Genomic DNA, 19,978 nt, shown 5'->3' with positions numbered 1-19,978 from the left:
ATAGATGGTTTTCGTTGAAAATGTTTCAATCTCCTTTCCTTCCGGTGTAATGGCACAAGCAGTAATGGTATCTTTGTGGACATCCATACCACAAGCATTCTCAATGACTACATCCATTGAAAACATCCTTTCTGCGGCAAGTAATTGTAGAGGCTGGCGCAACAACCAGAATAGGGTTAATCTACCATGAGTGCTTCCTATAAAGGAGCAACAGTCTGTGATGCACCGTGGTCGAAGGAGTCAGACTATGGGGAGGGCTCTCACGCACCAAGGAGTCTCGACCTTCCTCATCCAGCCGTAGAATCAGTATAGGCATACCATAACCATTTTCATTCTCTGTGGTGTAGAGCTGTTTTTTGCGATACATGAATGGCTATGGGACGTGCGGGACAGGTGAGACCCCGGAAGGCGTAGCCTGAGGAGGCTCACCGCCCGCCCCATGGAAAGCGAACCTTTTCCCGCAGCCCCTAAACTCACACAAAAGTCTCGAAACTAAGTCTTCCAGAAAAGGGAGCGATAGCTAATATTAAATGATGGGTAGAGGGAAGCTTATAAACAAATGACTTTTCATTTATTCTGATTTAAGCAATAATGTAGGTTAGTGATCCTCTTGAAGGAGTGAAAGAAATGATCGAACAAGAAAAACATGTACTCGTTATTTTCCCGCATCCCGACGATGAAGCTTTCGGAGTTTCCGGGACCATTTCATCTTATATAAAACAAGGGACCCCCCTTACCTATGCGTGTCTCACGCTCGGAGAGATGGGGCGCAACCTTGGAAAACCTACGTTCGCAACGAGAGAGTCCCTGCCTGAAATCAGAAGGAAAGAATTGATTAAAGCTTCGGAAGCGATGGGCATTGAAGACCTTCGCATGATGGGACTGAGAGATAAGACGCTTGAATTTGAAGATGATGGTGAAATGAAAGCTATGGTCCGCCATTTAGTTGATGAACTTCAACCCTCTTTGGTCATCAGTTTTTATCCTGGATTTGCCGTCCATCCCGATCATGAAGCTACTGCGCGGGCAGTAGTAAGGGCTTTGAGGGAAATCGATGAAAAAGATCGACCAAAGTTTCACGCTGTGGCTTTTGCTAATGATACGGAAGAGAACTTAGGCCAGCCTGATGTCATCAATGACATCCGCTCCGTTCAAAACGAAAAATTAGCAGCGATGCGCGCCCATATCTCACAAACCGCACGAATGCTTGAAATGCTCGAAGAGGGCATCAAGGTCAATGACCCCGAAGCATTAAAATGGGTGACAGACGAACGTTTTTACACGTATGATTGGAATAACGACAATGTCGAGTAGAGGGCAGCTTTAAAAAGCTCCCCTCTTTTTTTGTTAAATCATTAAGTATTGTCACAAGATAGTCTAAAATCAAGCAAGAATGTCAAAGCTTTAGATGATATCCTGATTGTAGGTGTTCACTTTCAAAACTCCAATACACAGATAAAGGAGATACCTAATGAAAAAAGTATTCTTATTCATTATTTTATTACTTGTGGTGAGTGCTTGTTCCGCAAACAATAACGAGCAGGATTCCTCATCAGCGGAGGAAAGTAACAAAGCAGCTGAAGTTCCTGAAGTACAAGTAGAATTTGAGCATGAACCACTTCCTGTAAACAAAGAAACGACCATTCAAGCATCTGTCACCCAAGGCGGAGAACCTGTCCCGGATGCAGAATATGTAAAATTCGAAATTTGGAACAGTGAAGATGGACAGGATTCATCTGAAACGTTCGAAGCAAATCATACAGAAAGCGGAGTGTACACGATTACTCATAGCTTTTCTAAAGAAGGTACGTATCAGGTGATTGCTCATACTCAGGTAGATGACCTTCATACGATGCCTCAGAACGAGGTGGCCGTTGGGCAGCAAGCTGAAGCCAGTGGACACGAACATGGAGATAGTAGCGGAAAGTTCATGGTCCACTTGATGACAGAGCAAACCTTTAAAGCTGGAGAAGCTTCGACACTGACTACACATATCAACCACATGGAAGAACCTTTTTCTGAAGCGCTTGTGCGCTACGAAATCAGCTCGGATCAAATGGAAAAACACTTTTATATCGATGCTGAAGAAAAGGAACCCGGGGAGTACACAGCCAATTATACGTTCCCTGAACCTGGTTCCTACACCATCAATATTCATTATGAGAAACCAGCCGAGGACATTCACGGACACCAGAAAGAGAACATCGAAGTTATTCAGTAAATAACAAAAAAGCCCGGAGCATACCGATATGCGCCGGGCTTTTCTATTGAGTCATTATACTTCTGTGTTTTGAAGCTTCTTCTTCTTCGCCATTTTCTCACGTTCGTTCTTGTTCAAGTACTTTTTACGAAGACGAACATTTTCAGGCGTTACTTCACAATATTCATCATCATCAAGATACTCAATGGCTTCTTCTAGCGTCATTTGGCGAGTTTTCTTGATTGTGTTTGTTGTATCTTTGTTCGCTGAACGGATATTGGTCAAGTGTTTCTCTTTCGTAATGTTAACGGTAAGATCGTTCTCACGGTTATGCTCACCGACAATCATTCCTTCGTACACTTCTGTACCAGGTTCAACGAAAATGGTTCCACGGTCTTCAAGGTTCATGATTCCATAAGTGGATGCTTTCCCTTTATCAAGAGAAACCAGAACACCTTCTCGACGTCCGCCGACTTGACCTTTTACAAGTGGCGCATAGCCATCAAAGGTATGGTTCAAAATTCCATAACCGCGTGTCTGCGTCATGAACTCTGTCGAATAACCAATCAAACCACGAGATGGTACGAGGAACTCGAGACGTACTTGGCCATTACCATCGTTGACCATGTCCTGCATTTCACCTTTACGGTAACCAATGGATTCCATAACCGCACCTTGGTATTCTGCAGGTGTATCAATTTGAACACGTTCTACCGGTTCACACGTTTGACCATCGATTTCTTTCAGGATAACTTTCGGCTTGGATAGTTGAAGCTCGTATCCTTCACGACGCATATTTTCCACTAGGATGGAAAGGTGAAGCTCACCACGTCCTGAAACCGTAAAGGCATCTGGTGAATCTGTAGGATCGACACGCAAGCTGACATCTGTCTCAAGCTGTGTCATCAAACGTTCTTCAATTTGACGGGACGTTACATATTTTCCTTCTCGACCAGCAAACGGACTGTTGTTGACAAGGAATGTCATTTGTAGAGTCGGTTCGTCAATACGAGGGATTTCCATCGCATTCTGGTGATCAGGCAGACAGACAGTTTCTCCGACGTTAATATCTTCCAAGCCAGCCAGGGCAATAATATCTCCCGCTTTTGCTTCTTCAATTTCAACACGTTTCAAACCGATGAAACCGAACAACTTGGAAACACGGAAGTTCTTCACTGATCCATCCTTCTTCATCAAGGATACTTGCTGACCTACTTTGATCGAGCCATTGAAGACACGCCCAACTCCGATACGGCCAAGATAATCATTGTAATCAAGCAACGTGACTTGGAATTGTAATGGTTCTTCTTTTGTATCTACAGGAGCTGGGATGTTGTTCATGATCAACTTGAAAATTGGATCCATTGTTTCCTGCTGGTCCTCTGGTTCATCTCCAGAAGTTCCGTTTAATGCAGAAGCATAAACGACAGGGAATTCCAACTGCTCATCATCAGCGCCAAGCTCAATGAACAGATCAAGAACTTCATCGACAACCTCATCCGGGCGAGCATTCGGGCGGTCGATTTTATTCAATACGACAACAGGTGTCAATTTTTGTTCCAATGCTTTTTTCAACACAAAACGTGTTTGAGGCATACAGCCTTCATAAGCATCAACAACAAGAAGTACACCGTCAACCATCTTGAGAATACGTTCCACTTCACCGCCGAAGTCAGCGTGACCCGGGGTATCTAGAATATTTATACGCGCATCATTATAATTGATGGCGGTATTTTTAGCTAAAATCGTGATTCCGCGTTCTTTTTCCAAATCATTAGAGTCCATGGCGCGCTCATCGACATGCTCGTTATCACGGAAAGTTCCGGAATAGTGAAGCATTTGGTCGACCAATGTTGTTTTTCCGTGGTCAACGTGCGCGATGATCGCTATATTACGAATATCATCTCTGTGTTGCATGAAGCACACACCTCTTTCGTATCACAAATTATTCAACCCTTCTATTATAACACAGTTCTATTTCCTAAGATACCAGATTTACCTACTGTTAACATCATAGGCCTAAGTTTATCTTTTTCAAAAGGCCAGAAGCTCCACTGTTACATTCCTACACTTCAAACCTGACCCCCCATTTATTCCCCGGTGTACCGGGTACAACATAGAGGTGATTGCGTAAATGGTACTGGAAAGAGTACAATATAGGGCAGTTCGTACCTGGTACCAATATGTGCGATTAACGCCCTGGGTATTCAGTAATTTAGGAAATTAGGTGTAGAAATGAAGACGAAACGTATGGGGGATTGGCTTGAGGTCATCATCCCTGATCAGTGGGACGGATTTACGGTCGAAAAAATTCTAAAAAAAGAATGGAATGTCCCAAGAAAGTTGATGCATAGTTTCCGTTCCAACAAAGAAGTGACTTTAAACAACGAAAGCCCTCATTGGAAGACAGCTAAAGTCAAAAGTGGTGACATTTTACGTGTCCGGCTTTTCCGACCGCAACCACTTGAAGTGACCCCGACTTATATGGATATTGATGTCATTTACGAAGATGATCATATGCTGGTCGTCAATAAACCCGCAGGTGTGTTCACACATCCGAATACACCGCACGAACATGACACACTTGTAAATGGAGTCGCCTTTTATTTTCAAATGAATGGCATTGAGTCCACGCCAAAATATGTCCACCGCCTGGACCGGGATACGTCGGGGGCCATCCTTTTTGCCAAGCATGATCTTGCTATTGCCATGCTGGGAAAAGAGTTGCAGAAGCGGAAAATTAAAAGAACGTATTTAGCATGGGCTCACGGAAAGCTGAAGCCGCGTCGTGGAAAAATCGAACAACCAATCGGAAAAGACCGTCATCATCCTGTAAGAAGACGCGTCTCACAAGGTGGCCAACATGCAGAAACTCATTACGAAGTTCTTTCATATCATTCCACCCCCGATGCTTCCCTTGTGAAATTACAGTTACAAACCGGCAGAACCCATCAAATCCGCGTTCATCTCAGTCATATCGGACACCCGCTCCTAGGGGACGAAATGTACGGAGGAAAAGGAAGCATCAATTACAAACAGGCTCTTCATGCTGCGAAGCTTACGTTGATTCACCCTTTCACCGAAAAGGAAATCCAGTGTCTTGCGATGCCAACAAAAGATTCACCATTATTTACAGATGAGCAAGTGAGATCCTTAGACCAATCCTCCTCATCATAAGAGAAGCCGCTCCTGTAAGGAGCGGCTTCTTTTCATTTGATTGAATCATAGAGTTCGTCATATTTTGCAGCACAGGATAGATCAAGTTCTGTAAGTCCCTTCGCATTCCAGGAGGTCAGCTTAAGGGTAACCATTTTATAGTCGATGCTGATGAATGGATGGTGCTGGATGTCTTCTGAATACTCCGCAATATGATTGACGAACTGGACGCCCGTCAGAAATTCACCAAACCGGTACCGCTTAACAATGAACTTTCCATCCGTAAGCTTCCAACCGTCTAACTGGGAAACTCGGCGTTCCTTTTCTTCTTGTGGGATCAACTTTTCTTCCATCGTTCACTCCTCCTTTTGATCAAACCAAGTCCATGAATGACTCAAGGTCAGAAAGGCACAACTTCAACGCATGCACCCAGAAATCTTTCTTTTCTAAATCTACATCCAAATGTTTCTTAGCAAGCTCCTCCACGGTCATCCTCCCTGTATCCTGCAGCAAGGCAATATAGCGGTCTTCAAACGTTGGTCCGACTTCAAGGGCTTTCGCGTAGATTCCCATGCTGAACAGATAACCAAAGGTGTATGGGAAGTTATAGAAAGGGACATCTGTAATGTGGAAATGCAACTTGGAAGCCCAGAATGTCGGATCATATTCGTCTAAAGTTTGTACGTAGGCTTCTTTTTGAGCATCTGTCATCAATTCGTTCAGCCTTTCCGTTGAAACGACCCCTAGCTTGCGTTCTTCATAGAAACGCGTTTCAAACAAGAACCTTGCATGGATATTCATGAAAAAGGCTACACTACGCTGAACTTTATCCTCCAAAAGCACAAGTTTTTCAGCTTCCGTAGCGGCCTCTTTAACGGCCGCATCTGCAACAATCATCTCCGCAAACGTCGAGGCCGTTTCAGCAACGTTCATCGCATACCCTTGATTCAACTCAGGTAATTCATCCATCACATGCTGATGATAGGCATGACCAAGTTCATGTGCCAGTGTCGCTACACTGGAAGGACTGCCTGAATACGTCATGAAAATTCTCGTTTCCCCGCTGTCGGGGAAGCTTGTGCAAAACCCACCTGGTTGTTTTCCGGGACGGTCCTCCGCTTCAATCCACCTTTTCTCAAAAGCCATTTCAGCAAAATCCGCCATTTTGGGACTGAACTTCCTGAATTGCTGGATGATAAACTCCGCCCCTTCTTGAAAGCTCATTTTCTGATCGGCCTCTCCAATCGGTGCTTCTACATCGTAAAAGCTCAACTGTTCAAGCCCCAACTTTTCCGCTTTCTTTTTCATATAGGGAACGTAATGCTTTTTGTATTCCGTAATCGTCTCCCACATGGCATCCAACGTCTTCTGGCTCATCCGATTGTAGTCGAGCGGTTCTTTCAATACATTTTCCCAATGGCGGTGCTTATAGGTCTGGAGCCTGAAACCTGACAAGTGATTCAACGTCTCTGTGAACAGATCCGAAACCTCTCCCCATGTCTCCTGTAGTTTATCAAACGCTTCCTTTCTCACCGAACGGTCCGGGTTATCCAATTGATTAGATGCTTGTCCCACAGATAACTTTTCCCCATTCATCTCAATGGATAACTTCGCCACAAGGGCATCGTACATTTGTCCCCATGCATGATAACCATCCACGCCTAAGTCATTGATGAGAGATTCTTTTCCGACTTCTAATTTGTCCTTTGCAAGAGAACGTCTCTCATTCAAAACAAAAGAAATCGTTTTAAAAGGAGCCTGATTCAATAAGGATTTCCAAACATCATCATCCACCTGAACAAACACCTGGTCCATTTCAGTTAATGCATTACCTAAACGTGCACCCAGTTCACTTCTTTTCGATTGCCATATACTCGCTTTTTTATCATGAACATTTTGTGCACTTAAACAGCTTACAAAAGCGCCAAATTCACTTAATTGCTTTGTCACCATTTGCACAATTTCTACAATCTTGTTGAGATCCTCTGTTTGGTCTGTATTTTTGGGAGGTGTAAACGTACGAATGAATGCTTCCAAATCATCCATCAGGTGTTCGGTTTTCCTCACATACTCTTTCATCTCTTCCGAATCACTACCTCCTTGGAAAATGGAGTCTAAATCCCAAGTCATTTCATATGTTCCCATTATGACTTCCCCTCTCTTTTATGTAGATTATTCCATCAAGAAAACCTCTTCCATTATATCAGAATTTTCAAACCTCCTCTTATATCGCCTTTTTTCCACTGCCCTCGTATTTTGTCAAATTTGGTTGAAATGTTTTTGATATGTTATTGTAATAAAAATGAAACCTTTCTGACTATTCAATCGTCTTACTAAGTAGAATGTTTTAAAACTAGTCCGCTCCGTTTTTATTACCAGTCATTCGAAAGGGGATCACAATTATGAAAAAAAGAATTGAATACGATGCTACAGAAATCGCAAGTGTTGCAGGAGGATCGACTCTTCTAACCCTCCTCCTCTATCTGACCATCTATATATTATAATCACGCAAAAAGCTCCCTTATTATGGGAGCTTTTTTATTTCCCTTTTCTTCATATAAGCTCCCTTCGAGGAAGCTCGGCGCTCCCCCACAAGAAAGCGAGTAGCTTCCCAGCCACCCCTGCCTCTGAATACGGAAAACAAATCCCTGTTATCTCCAAACTGAGTCTTCAAGAATCCTGCCATATTGTTGAATAACTTTGCTTTATGTTTAAACTTTATGGTTAGTTTTCTAGGGAAATTCTCATTATAATAGAAAATAGTCGATTAATATAAGGAGGGTTCCTTTTGTTTCAAGACCATCACGGTTATCAGCGAATGCTGCAGCCAGACCAAATCACATTCGGCTTGACCATTCCCATCGAAAACTATGACCAGTCCCCTCCAGAGATGAAGAACCAAATTCAAATGGCACAACTAGCTGAAGATTTAAATTTTCATTCTCTTTGGTTCCAGGACGTGCTATTAGAAGACCCTACATTTGAAGACCCAGCAACAGGGCAGATTTTTGACAGTTTGATTTATTTAACCTACGTGGGGGCCCATACGCAAAGAATCAATTTAGGTACAGCAGCCCTTGTCTTGCCGCTTCGCCATCCGTTAAGGACAGCAAAAGAAGTGGCGAGTATTGAAAAACTTTTCCCTGAAAGACTGATGTTCGGAATTTCATCCGGAGATCGAAGGAAGGACTTTGAAGGGTTGAATATACCCATTATGGAGCGAAGTGAATGGTTCAGGGAAGCATTCCATTTCTTCAATGAAGCGATTTACAATGAATTCCCTGAGGTTCGCTCTTCTTTTGGCACCATGAATCGTTCAAATATCGTACCAAAGCCTGAAAAGCGGATCCCGACTTTTATGACAGGCTATTGTCAACAGACACTGGATTGGGTTGCTGAATATGGAGATGGATGGATGTTTTACCCACAACGTCCAGCTCAACAGAAGGAAACTATCTTTCAGTACAGGGAGAAAGTGAAGCATTTCCATGGCGAATCTGCATTCCGTCCCTTCTTTATGCCACTTCCTTTGCAGCTCGAAGAAAATCCAGATGCTCCTACTGAAAAAATACCTGCCGGATATAAAGTTGGAAGAAATGGGCTGAAAGATCTGATAGAGCAGTATCGTTCCATCGGCGTTAATCATTTAATGTTCGGACTTTCCAAAAACAAAAGACCAGTGAAGGAAGTGGTCCAGGAGCTTGGGGAAGAAGTCCTCCCTCCATTTAAAATAAAATGATAACAAAAGGAAGGAGATATTGATTTGCCTAAACCGGAAATTTTGCTCGTAGGAACTTTTCACATGTCCATGAACCCCGAAATGGTCAATGATCAACAAGAGGAAATTCGCGAAATCGTTCATTCACTAAGAAAATTCAAGCCGACTAAAATCGCCGTTGAAAAACCTTTCTTAATAGAGGAAGAAATGGAGCGTAAATATAAAGCCTTTAGAAATAATACCCTTACGCCCACTTACGATGAAGTCGAACAATTTGCTTTTCGGCTTGCCAATGAAATGGACTTGCCATCCGTTTATCCGATAGACGAAATGGTGGATATGTCCCGGCCGTCACTAAACCAGGTCTTTAAATGGGCCAAAGAACACCAATCTTCTTTGTTCAAAGAAATCATGGAAATTCAAAACAAACTCAAGTCGATGGAAAACAATAAAACCATAAGGAATATCTTACATTACCTCAATGATCCAGACTATAGTAAAGAGCTTCAGAGGATCTATATGAAGTTGGCACGTGTCGGGGACAGGCAACATCAAGTCGGTGTTCAATGGCTAAAGCAGTGGCATCATCGTGATTTGGCGATATCCGCAAACATCTCAAGAATCGCAGAAAAAGGCGACCGCATCCTCGTTTTCATCGGCGGGGACCACCTTCACCTTCTACAACAATTCTTAACAGATAGCGGAGATTTTAAGGTTTTGTCTGCCAAACCGTACCTACCTCAATAATGTTCATTGCTAATTCAAACAAAAAAGAGGTTTTCCCCAATTTGGGAAAACCTCTTTTTTTATTAATCTCGATCTGGTTTATCTTCCAGGGCTTCAAGAGCCGAGCGTTTTTTCTTCTTCTTGCGATTTTTCCAACGTTTAATATGAATCGTACTCGGTTCATAATCATCAGATTCTCGAATATCTGTGTTGGAGGCTTTCATGAACGACCATGCAAGTAAGAACATAATCACAATCAGCGGGAATCCACCGACGATACTTGCTGTCTGCAAAGTATCCAATCCTCCGAGGAACATAAGCGCAAGCGGCATTAAGCACAAGGCGAAGGCCCAGAACAAACGGTTCCAACGTAAAGGTTCTCCTTCCACATTCTTCTGTACGACTGAAGCAAGAATGTAAGAAGAGGAATCGAAAGTCGTTGCAAGGAAAATGATCGCTAGAATGGTAAAGATTAATACCATGAATTTCGCTAACGGAAGTTGGTTGATGATTTCAATAATGGTCGCAGGGGCGCCATTCGCATCCATAAATGCAATAGCATCAAACTGACCTGTTAACTGCATGTACAGACCGAAGTTCCCCATGATCCCGAAGAAAAGCACACAACCGATCGTGCCGTAAACCATTGTTCCAAGTACCATTTGACGGATGGTCCGCCCTCTGGAAATACGTGCAACAAACAAACCGACAAACGGAGCATACACAAGCCACCAAGCCCAGTAAAAAATAGTCCAATACTCTGGGAAGCTTGTTTTTTCAAATTGACCCAAGTTTCCAAACGGCTCCATCCAAGTCGCCATCTTGAAGAAATTATCCGCCAGTATCCCCAACGCGTTGAATGTGGTCTCACTGATGAATCGAGTCGGTCCAAATATGAAGATAAAGGCCAGCAAAAAGATCGACAGCCACAAGTTCACATCACTGAGCACTTTAATCCCTCGTTTAAGCCCTGAATACGAGCTAATCGCGAAGATCAATGTACACAATAACATAATGACTGTTTTAAGACCTAAATTTGCCGGGATACCAGTCAAACTATTAATCCCTTGAGCAATCATTGGTGTACCGAGAGCAAGCGTCGTTCCTGCCCCTCCCAAAAGTCCGAACATGAATAACACATCAATGATGTTTCCAAGAGGACCGTCAACAGAATCACCTAATACAGGTCGGACAGCCTCACTAACTTTAAGTACAGGTTTTTTTCGAACGTAGTAGAAATAAGCAATCGGGAGGGCCGGCAATGTGTAAATCGCCCAAGCGATCGGGCCCCAGTGGAACATTCCATAGGCTGATGCCCATTGGATCGCCTCTTTGGATCCAGCTTCTACGCCAAACGGCGGTCCTTGGTAATAATACGCCCATTCAATAACTGCCCAGTATAAAATACTGGAACCGATCCCGGCGGCAAATAGCATCGCTGCCCACGAGAACGTATTGAACTCAGGCTTTTCCCCTTCATCCCCTAGTTTAATCGATCCATTTTTACTAAAAGCAACATAAACAAGGAAAGCGAAAATAACAAAGCCCATAATCATATAAAGGACACCAAAGTTTTCCGTCATGAACGTATTTGCTTGTGATACAACCTCTTTACCGGCTTCTGGGAAGATGATCAGTGGTAACGTGACACCGAGCAACAACACAAGAGCGCCGATAAACGTTGGCCAATCAATTAATTTTGTTTTCAAATGACATACATCCTTTCCACTTCATGATTTAGTTTGTTCTGCATGAGGTAATTCATTCAACTTTGGGAGGTTATGTACCGGAGAAAAACACGAGCTTCATTCTAACAAGTGTAAATACAGAAGGCAAATGGGGATGTATGGTTTATACCCTATCCAGGAAAAAAGTAACGCGATTTTTGTCGTTGTTTGACAAAAGGAAAGAAAAGATGGAAAGTAAAAAGAAATATATTCTGGAGATGAGGTGGGAGAATCGTGTCTGAACAGAAGAAAAAGTGGGAGGATCGCTTAAATCCTTTATACTTCCCACTCTTCACAGCCATTCCAGTGGAAGGTTGGCTTACACTCAAGCCTTCCCCCTTTTCCGACGTTGATATTACGTTATATATCATCGGTGTGCTCTTTTTAGTTTTTGCAGGAACCGTCGAAACAAACAGTGAAGAAGGAAAACACAGAGCCCTCGGTTACATTTACTTAGTGTCCGCGTTGCTATTCGGGAGTATCGGGCTGTTCAAATGGCTCACTTAATTTTTATATAAAAAACAACCAGGGAAGAATCATAGGAACCAATATGATTATCGTTACAATTAACCAAGCGCTTGGATTATCACTAGTTAGTTGTTTGCGATAAGACATTCCCCACGCTAAAAATAACAAAGCCGTCATCATAATACTTCGTAAATGAAATTCTCCATCTTTATTGTTCATGAAAATATATACAGCACCTTCGGCTACAATCAGAATTCCGACGATGATATTAAAAATATGCGTAAACCATTTATTCATGGATTAGGTACCTCCTTAGCATTCTCTATTATCTTTATCCTTTCCAAGTATATTACAACCTCATCCATAAGGAAAAGAACAAAACAATTCACTCTCTTCTCCCCACTTTATTCAACAAAATGGCAGGTTTGTGGAAGATTCAGTTTCGAGACTCTTGTGTGTGCGTTTAGGGGCTCCGGGAAACAGTTCGCTTTCCATGGGGCGGGCGGTGAGCCTCCTCGGACTTCGTCCTGTGGGGTCTCACCTGTCCCACACGTCCCATAGGAGTCTCACCGTTTCCCTCCGCCCCTTGACCATGTAAGTGTCTCGAAACCGCTTCTCGGAAACTCTGATTGTATGCTCAAGTGGATGGGATAATATAAACGAACCTCATTGGTCATTTCGAGCATGAGAGCTTGATGTAGAGCGTTTTATGCTTCTAAAAGTGGGATAGTGGAAGGCCATCTAACTTGGCGAAGGGGTTCGTTTCTCACCTACATCGAATGGGGTGGTTGGGAAGCTGCGAGACTCCCGCGGGAATGGATTGGCTGGCGAGACCCCGCAGAGCGAAGCTCGAGGAGGCTTGCCGTCATCCCCGCCGGAAAGCGAGTAGCTTCCCAGCCACCCCTGGTTCCCATTATGGCAAACGAAACCCGAAAACATCCCGAAACTGAGTCTTCCACAATGGGGAGCTATTGTGGAGGTTGGAGAAATAAAAAAGCCAGTTGGAACGGCCGTTCCAACTGGCTAGAGTGTTTCGATTAATCCCTTAAGATCCTTAGTCATTTCATACATTGTCCCACTTTCACGAAGGATTTTCCAATAACCTTGGTAGAAATACACTTCCAATAAGGTATTACCTTCGCACGTAAGCTTAAGTGCCCCTTCCACATCTGAGGTTGCAGATGATTCCTGCATAGGCGGGCTGTTCTTCATTTCTTCTAGGAACCTGCGGACTGCCTTTTCCTGCTCCAGTTTGTATGCTTTTCTTTCTGTTTCTAAATCGTAGTAGGTAATCGTGACAGGTCTTTCATATTCACTCCAATGATAGGGTGTAATATCATCTTGGGTGAAGGCTATTGGATTGAAAAAATACCTTTGATCGACGTATATGTAGGTACAAAACACGACAATTATAAGTCCACCAAATATGATTAGTTTTTTTCCCATTCTTCCACCTCTTCACAAGTTCCATCCAAGTGCTTCTACATTTTATACGAATAAAAAGAGGGGAAGGTTTCATTTCACCCAAAATACTTCCTGTTTTTTCAAAAAGAAAAAAGGCGGAATCCGTTTTCCGCCTTTTTCTCTCTTATAGTTTCGGATAACCTAAAACTGTTTTCACTTCTAAATATTCTTCGATACCATAATCGCCCCATTCTCTTCCTATACCTGACTGTTTATATCCACCAAATGGTGCGGCGAAATCTGCTTCCGCATCATTGATTTTCACTCGACCCGCTCGGATGCTGGATGCAACCTTGGCTAGTGTCTGTTCATCTTCACCGAAGACATAACCTGCAAGTCCATATTTAATATCATTAGAAATTTGGATGGCTTCTTCAATCGTGTCATAGGTAAGCACGCAGGTGACTGGACCGAATATCTCTTCTTGTGCGATGACCATATCGTTATTCACATCTGTGAATACTGTAGGTTTGGCATAATAGCCTTTATCTAATCCATCAGGCTTCCCTGTTCCTCCTACCAGAAGAGTGGCTCCTTCTTCTTGTCCTTTTTCAATATAAGATTGAACGGTGTCCCATTGCTTTTGTGAAACCAATGGACCGATATGATTATCTCCTTGTGGATCCCCAACAGGGAATTCAGGGAGCACTTTTTTAATGGCCTCTTCAAAAGAATCTTTCATTGAGGAAGGCACCAATACTCTTGTGGCAGCTGAACAAACCTGCCCACTGTTAGTTGCGATGTGACTGACAGCCGCTCTAGCCGCTTTTTCAACATCAGCGTCTTCAAGCACGACTAACGGAGATTTTCCTCCCAGTTCCAGGGCGACATTAGCAATGCGTTCAGACGCGTTTTGCATAATTTTTTGACCTACAGCACCAGAACCTGTAAATGATACAAAGTCGATATCTGGATGTGAACTGATGCCATCACCGATAACGGAACCTGATCCATTCACTAAGTTGAAAGCACCTTTAGGTACGCCGACCTTATCAAATATTTCAGTTAAAATGATGGCCGCAAAAGGTGTCAATTCTGCTGGTTTCGCAATCACGGGGCTTCCCGCAGCAAAAGCACTGGCGATTTTTGTTGATATTTGGTTTGTCGGAAAATTCCATGGGGTGATCAAGCCACTGACGCCGACTGAATCCTTCATGACCGTATGGCCTCCGCGATCTTCAATGAATGAAAAATCTCTTAATGATTCTGCCGCTTGTGAAAAATGATTATATCCCATCATGTAATGTAGGTTTTCTGAGATGGTTTTTGGTGAACCCAACTCTTCCGTAATCGTCTCAATAATTTCTTCTTTCCGGTTCTCATATTCAGCAGCTATGTCTTCTAGCATTTTTATTCTTTCTTCTTTAGAGGTTTGAGAGAAAGATGGAAAAGCATCACGGGCCGCCTGGACCGCTTTATCCAAATCCTCTTTCGTTCCAAGACTAATGGTACCGATCACTTCTTCTGTTGCAGGGTTGATCACGTCTTCTGTTTCATTTCCTGTAGATTCTACCCATTCACCGTTTATATAATGCTTTAAATAGTTACGCATTTTCATTTCTCCTTTATAGAAAGAAAATTTTATTATACTTGCTACATGGAGAATGTATCCGAATTCTCCCATTTCGAAACATGATCCAACTTTCCAAACGGCTTTCACTCGACTATAATGGGAAGAATAAAAAGGAAGGATGAGTGTTGATGACTTCGACCAACCAACAAATTCAACATTACTTAACCAAGAATGAAGATAAAGCCCGCTTGCTCGTCAGTTGTCCCGATAAGCCAGGAATCGTTTCCAGCATCTCAACATTCCTCTACGAACACGGGGCAAACATTGTGGAATCGAATCAATTTACGACAGATCATGAAGAAGGAACCTTTTTCCTACGCATCGTATTTGCTGCAGAAAATATGAAGTCCATAGAAAAAACAATGAAAGCAGACTTCCATTCCCTTGCAGAACAATTCGAAATGACCTGGCGAATGACTTTCCTACACGAATTGAAACGCACGGCTGTTTTTGTATCCAAGGAACTCCATTGCCTGCGTGAGCTCTTATACGAATGGGAGAGCGGTGACCTCGTGACGGACATTTCGCTTGTCATCAGTAACCATGAATCAGCGAGAGAAATTGTCGAGTCTTTTGGCATCCCTTTTTATTACATTCCTGCAAATAAAGAGATTCGAGAAGAGGTAGAAGAGAAACAGTTGGATTTGTTAGAAGAATACAATATCGATTTAATTATCTTAGCCAGGTACATGCAAATCCTCACTCCTAAGTTTGTAGACAGGCATCCATCCAAGATTATTAACATTCACCATTCCTTCTTGCCCGCATTCATTGGTGCCAACCCGCACAAACGGGCCTACAAACGTGGGGTGAAGCTGATTGGTGCCACCTCCCATTATGTTACAGACGACCTTGACGAAGGACCGATCATTGAACAAGATGTTATTAGAGTAGACCATAGGAACAGTGTAAATGATCTAAAGAAGAAAGGACGCCTAATCGAACGCAGTGTCCTAAACAGAGCCGTCAAATGGGCCCTTGAAGATCGTGTCATCGTTCATAAAAATAAAACCATCGTTTTATAATGGTTTACCTAAAAAAGGACCTGACTGGTTACGTCAGGTCCTTTCTTCTGAGAGAGAAATGGATAGGCAAGTCACCTGTTTTCCCACATAAAATGGTATAACCATTTTAAACGGGGGGATAGGAATGATTCACATCGTAAAAACAGGTGAAACGTTAGCACAAATTTCAAGAGATTATCGTACGCCGTTAAGAGATATCCTGGCAGCAAACCAAATCGCAAACCCAAATATGATCTTTCCCGGGCAACAAATCAATATCCCAGGTTTTCCGAACCCAGATACAATTCCTTATAGGATTGATGTATCCACTACCAAAAGACGATTACGTTTATATAACAATGGTTCACTGGAAAAAGAATTTCCGATTGCTGTGGGGCGCATGCTCTCAGCGACTCCTTTCGGAAACTTCTTTATCATTAACAAAGCTCCCAATCCAGGTGGGCCTTATGGAACGATGTGGATGAGTTTATCCAAACAGCATTATGGCATTCATGGGACCAACAATCCTTCCTCTATCGGAAAGGCAGTCTCCAAAGGTTGTATCCGCATGTTTAATAAAGACGTAGAAGAGTTAGCAAGGACCATCCCGTTGGGTACTCCGGTTACCATTCAACCTTAAGTGGAATAAAAAAGGCGATGGATCTCCACCGCCTTTTTCAATCCAACTCCGCTCGACTTGTCACCTTTACTCCTTTTAAAGCTTGTGTAGCAAGTCGATCTGCCTCTCCGTTATCTTTCCTTGAAATCACTTCAAAGAAAGGGGTAATACCCATCTGCTTTAATTTTTCATCAATACGGTCCGCCCAACTATTTAAAGTCTCTTCCATCGTGGGCCATTCATCATTCAGTTGATTGATTACAACTTGAGAGTCTCCTACGAACCGAATGGGAATATGATGAACCCCCATAAAATCCAATTCCTGAATGGCTAAATGTAAGGCCGCATACTCTGCCTCATTATTTGTACCTAACTCATCAACGAGAGCATTCATTCGAAGACGCATAGCTTTCCCATTTTGAGTGTAATAAATGACACAACCAAGGCCTGCCTTACGCTCCTTTATTTCGTAACCGCCATCAAAATAAACGGTAATATCATGAGGTTCTGTTTCCAGATCATCCAAATATTTTTGTAAATCCTTCCGCTTCCATGTTGTATCATAGTCGTCGATAAAGGTAATTGATTTGGCCCGCCCCGTCTTTTCCAAGTCCTCTGTTATTAACAAAGCTTGCCCGATCGTCATCTCTTCTGACCTAAAAAAAGCTTCTGTTTTCTTTGGGGTTTTATATGTAACTTCCAGTCTGATTTTCACCCACACTCCACCCTCCTTAAGAGTTTTCCCGTGTCTTTATTATGGTCTAAACATCTAAGATTATTTTAGTCGAGTCGTTTATAAAACCCTGTCGCTCTTCCCTCAAACCCAAAGGAATGATAGATCTCATGAGCCTTCTTTCTTTCTGCTCTATTTCCACTATTCAACATGATCGTTTTAGCCCCTTTAGTGAGAGCCCATTCCCCGGCTTTTTCCATGAGCATTTTCCCTATCCCTTTTCCTTGTGCCGTTTCACGCACAACAAAAGCGATAATCCGTACGTGCGGGTCATCCGTATGGTACGCTTCACTAAATGTCACCCCGATCATGCCAAGCAATTCGTCATTCGCCTCATAGACGAAGGTTTGGTAGTGTTCTTGTGGTAATATACTTTGTAATCTGTTTTTTATCTGTTCTTTACTTGATGGATAACCGAGGGCATCCATTAAAGGAACGAACCCTTCTGCATCTTCAAGCTTTACACTCCTAATCATAAGCCCCTCCTAACTGATCTTACTGAAATTTCCTTTTCAGCATAACAAACCTGAAGGCCTTTCTCGACCTTCAGGTTTGTTATGCTTCCCCTATTTCATAATGTTCTCTTTTTGACGAAGCTCCACTCTTCGTATTTTTCCGGAAGTCGTCTTCGGCAATTCTTGAATGAATTCGACTTTTCGAGGATATTTATATGGCGCCGTCAATTCCTTCACATGATTTTGAAGATCGGAAACCAACTCGTCGTTTCCTTCAAATCCTTTTTGAAGAACAATGTAGGCCTTTACAATGTTTCCGCGAACTTCATCCGGACTTGCAACGACTGCACATTCTTGAACAGCTTCATGTTTGACAAGCGCATCTTCTACCTCAAACGGCCCGATGGTATAACCGGAACTAATGATGATATCATCACTTCTTCCTTCAAACCAAAAGTAACCTTCTTCGTCCTTTTTTGCTTGATCGCCAGTTACGTAATAGTTTCCTCGACGGGACATCTTCGTACGTTCAGGATCTTTATAGTACTCTTTGAACAAAGCCGGTGTATCGAGGTGAACGGCTATGTCTCCTACCTCACCCGCATCCACAGGCGTACCCATTTCATCGATGATTTCAACCTGATTACCAGGTGTTGGCTGTCCCATCGATCCAGGGCGTACTTCCATATCCTTCATAATTCCAACGAGTAACGTATTTTCTGTCTGGCCGTAACCATCTCGTACTGTTACATTATAATGTTTTTGGAAAGTATCGATGACCTCACGATTTAAAGGTTCCCCTGCCGATACCGCGCTGTGCAAACCCTCTAATTTATAATCAGATAAATTGTCTACTTTGGCCATCAAACGATATTCTGTTGGTGTACAACAAAGAACATTCACATCATGCTTATCCATTAAACTTAAATATTTTTTAGGATCAAATTTCCCTTGATAAATCAGACCTTGAGCCCCTGTTCCGAGTACAGAAAGGAAAGGACTCCATATCCACTTCTGCCATCCGGGTCCCGCTGTCGCCCAAACTGTATCTCCATCTTGAATCGCCAACCATTTATCGGCAGCCGTCTTCAAGTGGGCATACCCCCATCCATGCGTATGAACAACACCTTTCGGGTTACCCGTCGTACCAGATGTATAAGAAAGAAACGCCATATCATCTCTTGAAGTATCCGCGAGGGACAATTCCTCACTGTGGTCATCCATGAGAGAATCAAGATCACGCCATTTTTCTTTCGCCCCACCTACAGAAAAAGTGATTAAATCATCAAATTCATTAACGCCGTGGAATTGGTCTGTATAAGGATAATAGCTGACGACACCACTCACTTCTCCATGTGAAATTCTATACTGTAAATCCTTGGTCCTCAGCATTTCAGAACTTGGAATAACGACAAGTCCTACTTTGAGAGCCGCAATATACACTTGATAAGCTTCAATCAAGCGAGGAATCATGACGAGTACTTTGTCCCCTTGCTTCAACCCTTGCTCGAGGAAAGCGTTTCCAATTTTGTTCGCATTATTCATTAACTCTTCGTATGTAACTTCTTTCTGATCGCCTTGTTCGTTCAACCATAACAAAGCCTTTCTTCCCGTTTCATTTGCGTATTTCTCCATCTCAGAGACGACATTGTACCTTTCAGGAGCAATCAGTTCTTCTCTTTTCATATAGCGGCCTCCTTTTTAATGAGCGACTGTTCAGTTTGTCCATTTCTATTATAGCAATTTTTCTTAATATTTCAAATAATTAATCACAAATAATCATACCACTAACGCTCCCGATTGTGGAAGACTCAGTTTCAAGACTTTTGGTGAGTGGATGGGGGCTGCGGGGAATAGCTCGCTTTCCGCGGGAGCGCGGTGAGCCTCCTCGGACTGCGTCCTGTGGGGTCTCACCATGCACTTTTTTCCTCTTAGGTATCCGGTTCCGGCGCCTAGCGGCTAGTGAGACTTCCCTCGCTTCTGTACGATAAGTCAACATCGAATCGCTGCGCTCTTCGTGTTTCCTTTATCTCCGCCAGCTCAGTCCAGTCCATACGCCGCTGATCGAGGCGCCTCCACACTTAAGATAGGAGTCTCGCCATTCCCCTCCGCCCCTTTGCCATATAAGTATCTCG

Annotated in this window: 18 protein-coding genes; 8 read left to right on the top strand and 10 right to left on the bottom strand. The window is 43.0% G+C overall.

Translation table 11 applies throughout. From position 1 onward, the window contains the following. Positions 1-627 precede the first annotated feature (627 nt). Together bshB2 and BLS23_RS20765 are read left to right on the top strand one after the other, a co-directional pair. Entirely contained in the window at positions 628-1,314 is a 687-nt protein-coding gene (gene bshB2, locus BLS23_RS20770; protein WP_208599197.1) for a bacillithiol biosynthesis deacetylase BshB2, read from the top strand. A gap of 157 nt (positions 1,315-1,471) precedes the next feature. Then, positions 1,472-2,221: a FixH family protein gene (locus BLS23_RS20765; RefSeq protein ID WP_089654917.1), complete on the top strand. Its 750-nt coding sequence runs from the start codon at positions 1,472-1,474 to the stop codon at positions 2,219-2,221. 54 nt (positions 2,222-2,275) lie between these two features. Here the strand turns inward: BLS23_RS20765 and typA are convergent, their stop codons facing one another. Continuing rightward, positions 2,276-4,117, bottom strand: coding sequence for a translational GTPase TypA (gene typA, locus BLS23_RS20760; RefSeq protein WP_089654916.1), 1,842 nt, complete (start codon positions 4,115-4,117; stop codon positions 2,276-2,278). A 318-nt stretch (positions 4,118-4,435) separates the two neighbouring features. On the opposite strand from typA, the gene BLS23_RS20755 reads away from it, so the two are divergent. After that, a complete protein-coding gene (locus BLS23_RS20755) occupies positions 4,436-5,377 on the top strand; it encodes an RluA family pseudouridine synthase (protein WP_089654915.1) in 942 nt (313 codons plus the stop codon). A gap of 32 nt (positions 5,378-5,409) precedes the next feature. On the opposite strand, the gene BLS23_RS20750 is transcribed toward BLS23_RS20755, so the two are convergent. Both BLS23_RS20750 and BLS23_RS20745 read right to left on the bottom strand, forming a co-directional pair. Then, entirely contained in the window at positions 5,410-5,709 is a 300-nt protein-coding gene (locus tag BLS23_RS20750) for a 4a-hydroxytetrahydrobiopterin dehydratase (RefSeq protein WP_089654914.1), read from the bottom strand. 19 nt (positions 5,710-5,728) lie between these two features. After that, positions 5,729-7,501 (bottom strand): M3 family oligoendopeptidase, encoded by a 1,773-nt coding sequence (locus BLS23_RS20745; RefSeq protein WP_089654913.1) that lies wholly within the window; start codon positions 7,499-7,501, stop codon positions 5,729-5,731. A gap of 673 nt (positions 7,502-8,174) precedes the next feature. On the opposite strand from BLS23_RS20745, the gene BLS23_RS20740 reads away from it, so the two are divergent. Further along, entirely contained in the window at positions 8,175-9,095 is a 921-nt protein-coding gene (locus BLS23_RS20740) for a TIGR03571 family LLM class oxidoreductase (RefSeq protein WP_089654919.1), read from the top strand. Positions 9,096-9,119: 24 nt separating this feature from the next. Next, a complete protein-coding gene (locus BLS23_RS20735; protein ID WP_089654912.1) occupies positions 9,120-9,821 on the top strand; it encodes a DUF5694 domain-containing protein in 702 nt (233 codons plus the stop codon). Positions 9,822-9,883: 62 nt separating this feature from the next. Here BLS23_RS20735 and BLS23_RS20730 read toward each other — a convergent pair whose 3' ends face one another. Further along, on the bottom strand, positions 9,884-11,509 hold the full coding sequence (locus tag BLS23_RS20730; RefSeq protein WP_089654911.1) for a BCCT family transporter: 1,626 nt from the start codon (positions 11,507-11,509) through the stop codon (positions 9,884-9,886). A 252-nt stretch (positions 11,510-11,761) separates the two neighbouring features. On the opposite strand from BLS23_RS20730, the gene BLS23_RS20720 reads away from it, so the two are divergent. Next, on the top strand, positions 11,762-12,034 hold the full coding sequence (locus BLS23_RS20720) for a hypothetical protein (RefSeq protein ID WP_089654909.1): 273 nt from the start codon (positions 11,762-11,764) through the stop codon (positions 12,032-12,034). A gap of 3 nt (positions 12,035-12,037) precedes the next feature. On the opposite strand, the gene BLS23_RS20715 is transcribed toward BLS23_RS20720, so the two are convergent. The 3 genes from BLS23_RS20715 to BLS23_RS20705 form a co-directional block, all read right to left on the bottom strand. Beyond that, entirely contained in the window at positions 12,038-12,292 is a 255-nt protein-coding gene (locus BLS23_RS20715) for a hypothetical protein (protein WP_089654908.1), read from the bottom strand. 726 nt (positions 12,293-13,018) lie between these two features. Further along, on the bottom strand, positions 13,019-13,441 hold the full coding sequence (locus BLS23_RS20710) for a hypothetical protein (RefSeq protein WP_089654907.1): 423 nt from the start codon (positions 13,439-13,441) through the stop codon (positions 13,019-13,021). Positions 13,442-13,583: 142 nt separating this feature from the next. Next, positions 13,584-15,011, bottom strand: coding sequence for an aldehyde dehydrogenase family protein (locus BLS23_RS20705; protein ID WP_089654906.1), 1,428 nt, complete (start codon positions 15,009-15,011; stop codon positions 13,584-13,586). 149 nt (positions 15,012-15,160) lie between these two features. On the opposite strand from BLS23_RS20705, the gene purU reads away from it, so the two are divergent. Both purU and BLS23_RS20695 read left to right on the top strand, forming a co-directional pair. Further along, a complete protein-coding gene (purU, locus tag BLS23_RS20700) occupies positions 15,161-16,057 on the top strand; it encodes a formyltetrahydrofolate deformylase (RefSeq protein ID WP_089654905.1) in 897 nt (298 codons plus the stop codon). 124 nt (positions 16,058-16,181) lie between these two features. Beyond that, positions 16,182-16,676, top strand: a complete 495-nt coding sequence (locus BLS23_RS20695; protein WP_089654904.1) for a L,D-transpeptidase family protein — start codon at positions 16,182-16,184, stop codon at positions 16,674-16,676. A gap of 37 nt (positions 16,677-16,713) precedes the next feature. Here the strand turns inward: BLS23_RS20695 and BLS23_RS20690 are convergent, their stop codons facing one another. The 3 genes from BLS23_RS20690 to mbcS form a co-directional block, all read right to left on the bottom strand. After that, positions 16,714-17,370 (bottom strand): reverse transcriptase-like protein, encoded by a 657-nt coding sequence (locus BLS23_RS20690; RefSeq protein WP_089654918.1) that lies wholly within the window; start codon positions 17,368-17,370, stop codon positions 16,714-16,716. A 65-nt stretch (positions 17,371-17,435) separates the two neighbouring features. Next, positions 17,436-17,864 (bottom strand): GNAT family N-acetyltransferase, encoded by a 429-nt coding sequence (locus BLS23_RS20685; protein WP_089654903.1) that lies wholly within the window; start codon positions 17,862-17,864, stop codon positions 17,436-17,438. Positions 17,865-17,954: 90 nt separating this feature from the next. Then, positions 17,955-19,529 carry an acyl-CoA synthetase MbcS gene (gene mbcS, locus BLS23_RS20680; RefSeq protein ID WP_089654902.1) on the bottom strand — a complete coding sequence of 525 codons (1,575 nt, stop codon included), beginning with the start codon at positions 19,527-19,529 and terminating at the stop codon, positions 17,955-17,957. Between the last annotated feature and the right edge of the window lie 449 nt (positions 19,530-19,978).

Source organism: Halobacillus aidingensis (genome assembly GCF_900104185.1).
Lineage (GTDB): Bacteria > Bacillota > Bacilli > Bacillales > Halobacillaceae > Halobacillus > Halobacillus aidingensis.
Note: the sequence above shows the minus strand (reverse complement) of the source record. Positions and strands in the feature narration are given on the sequence as shown.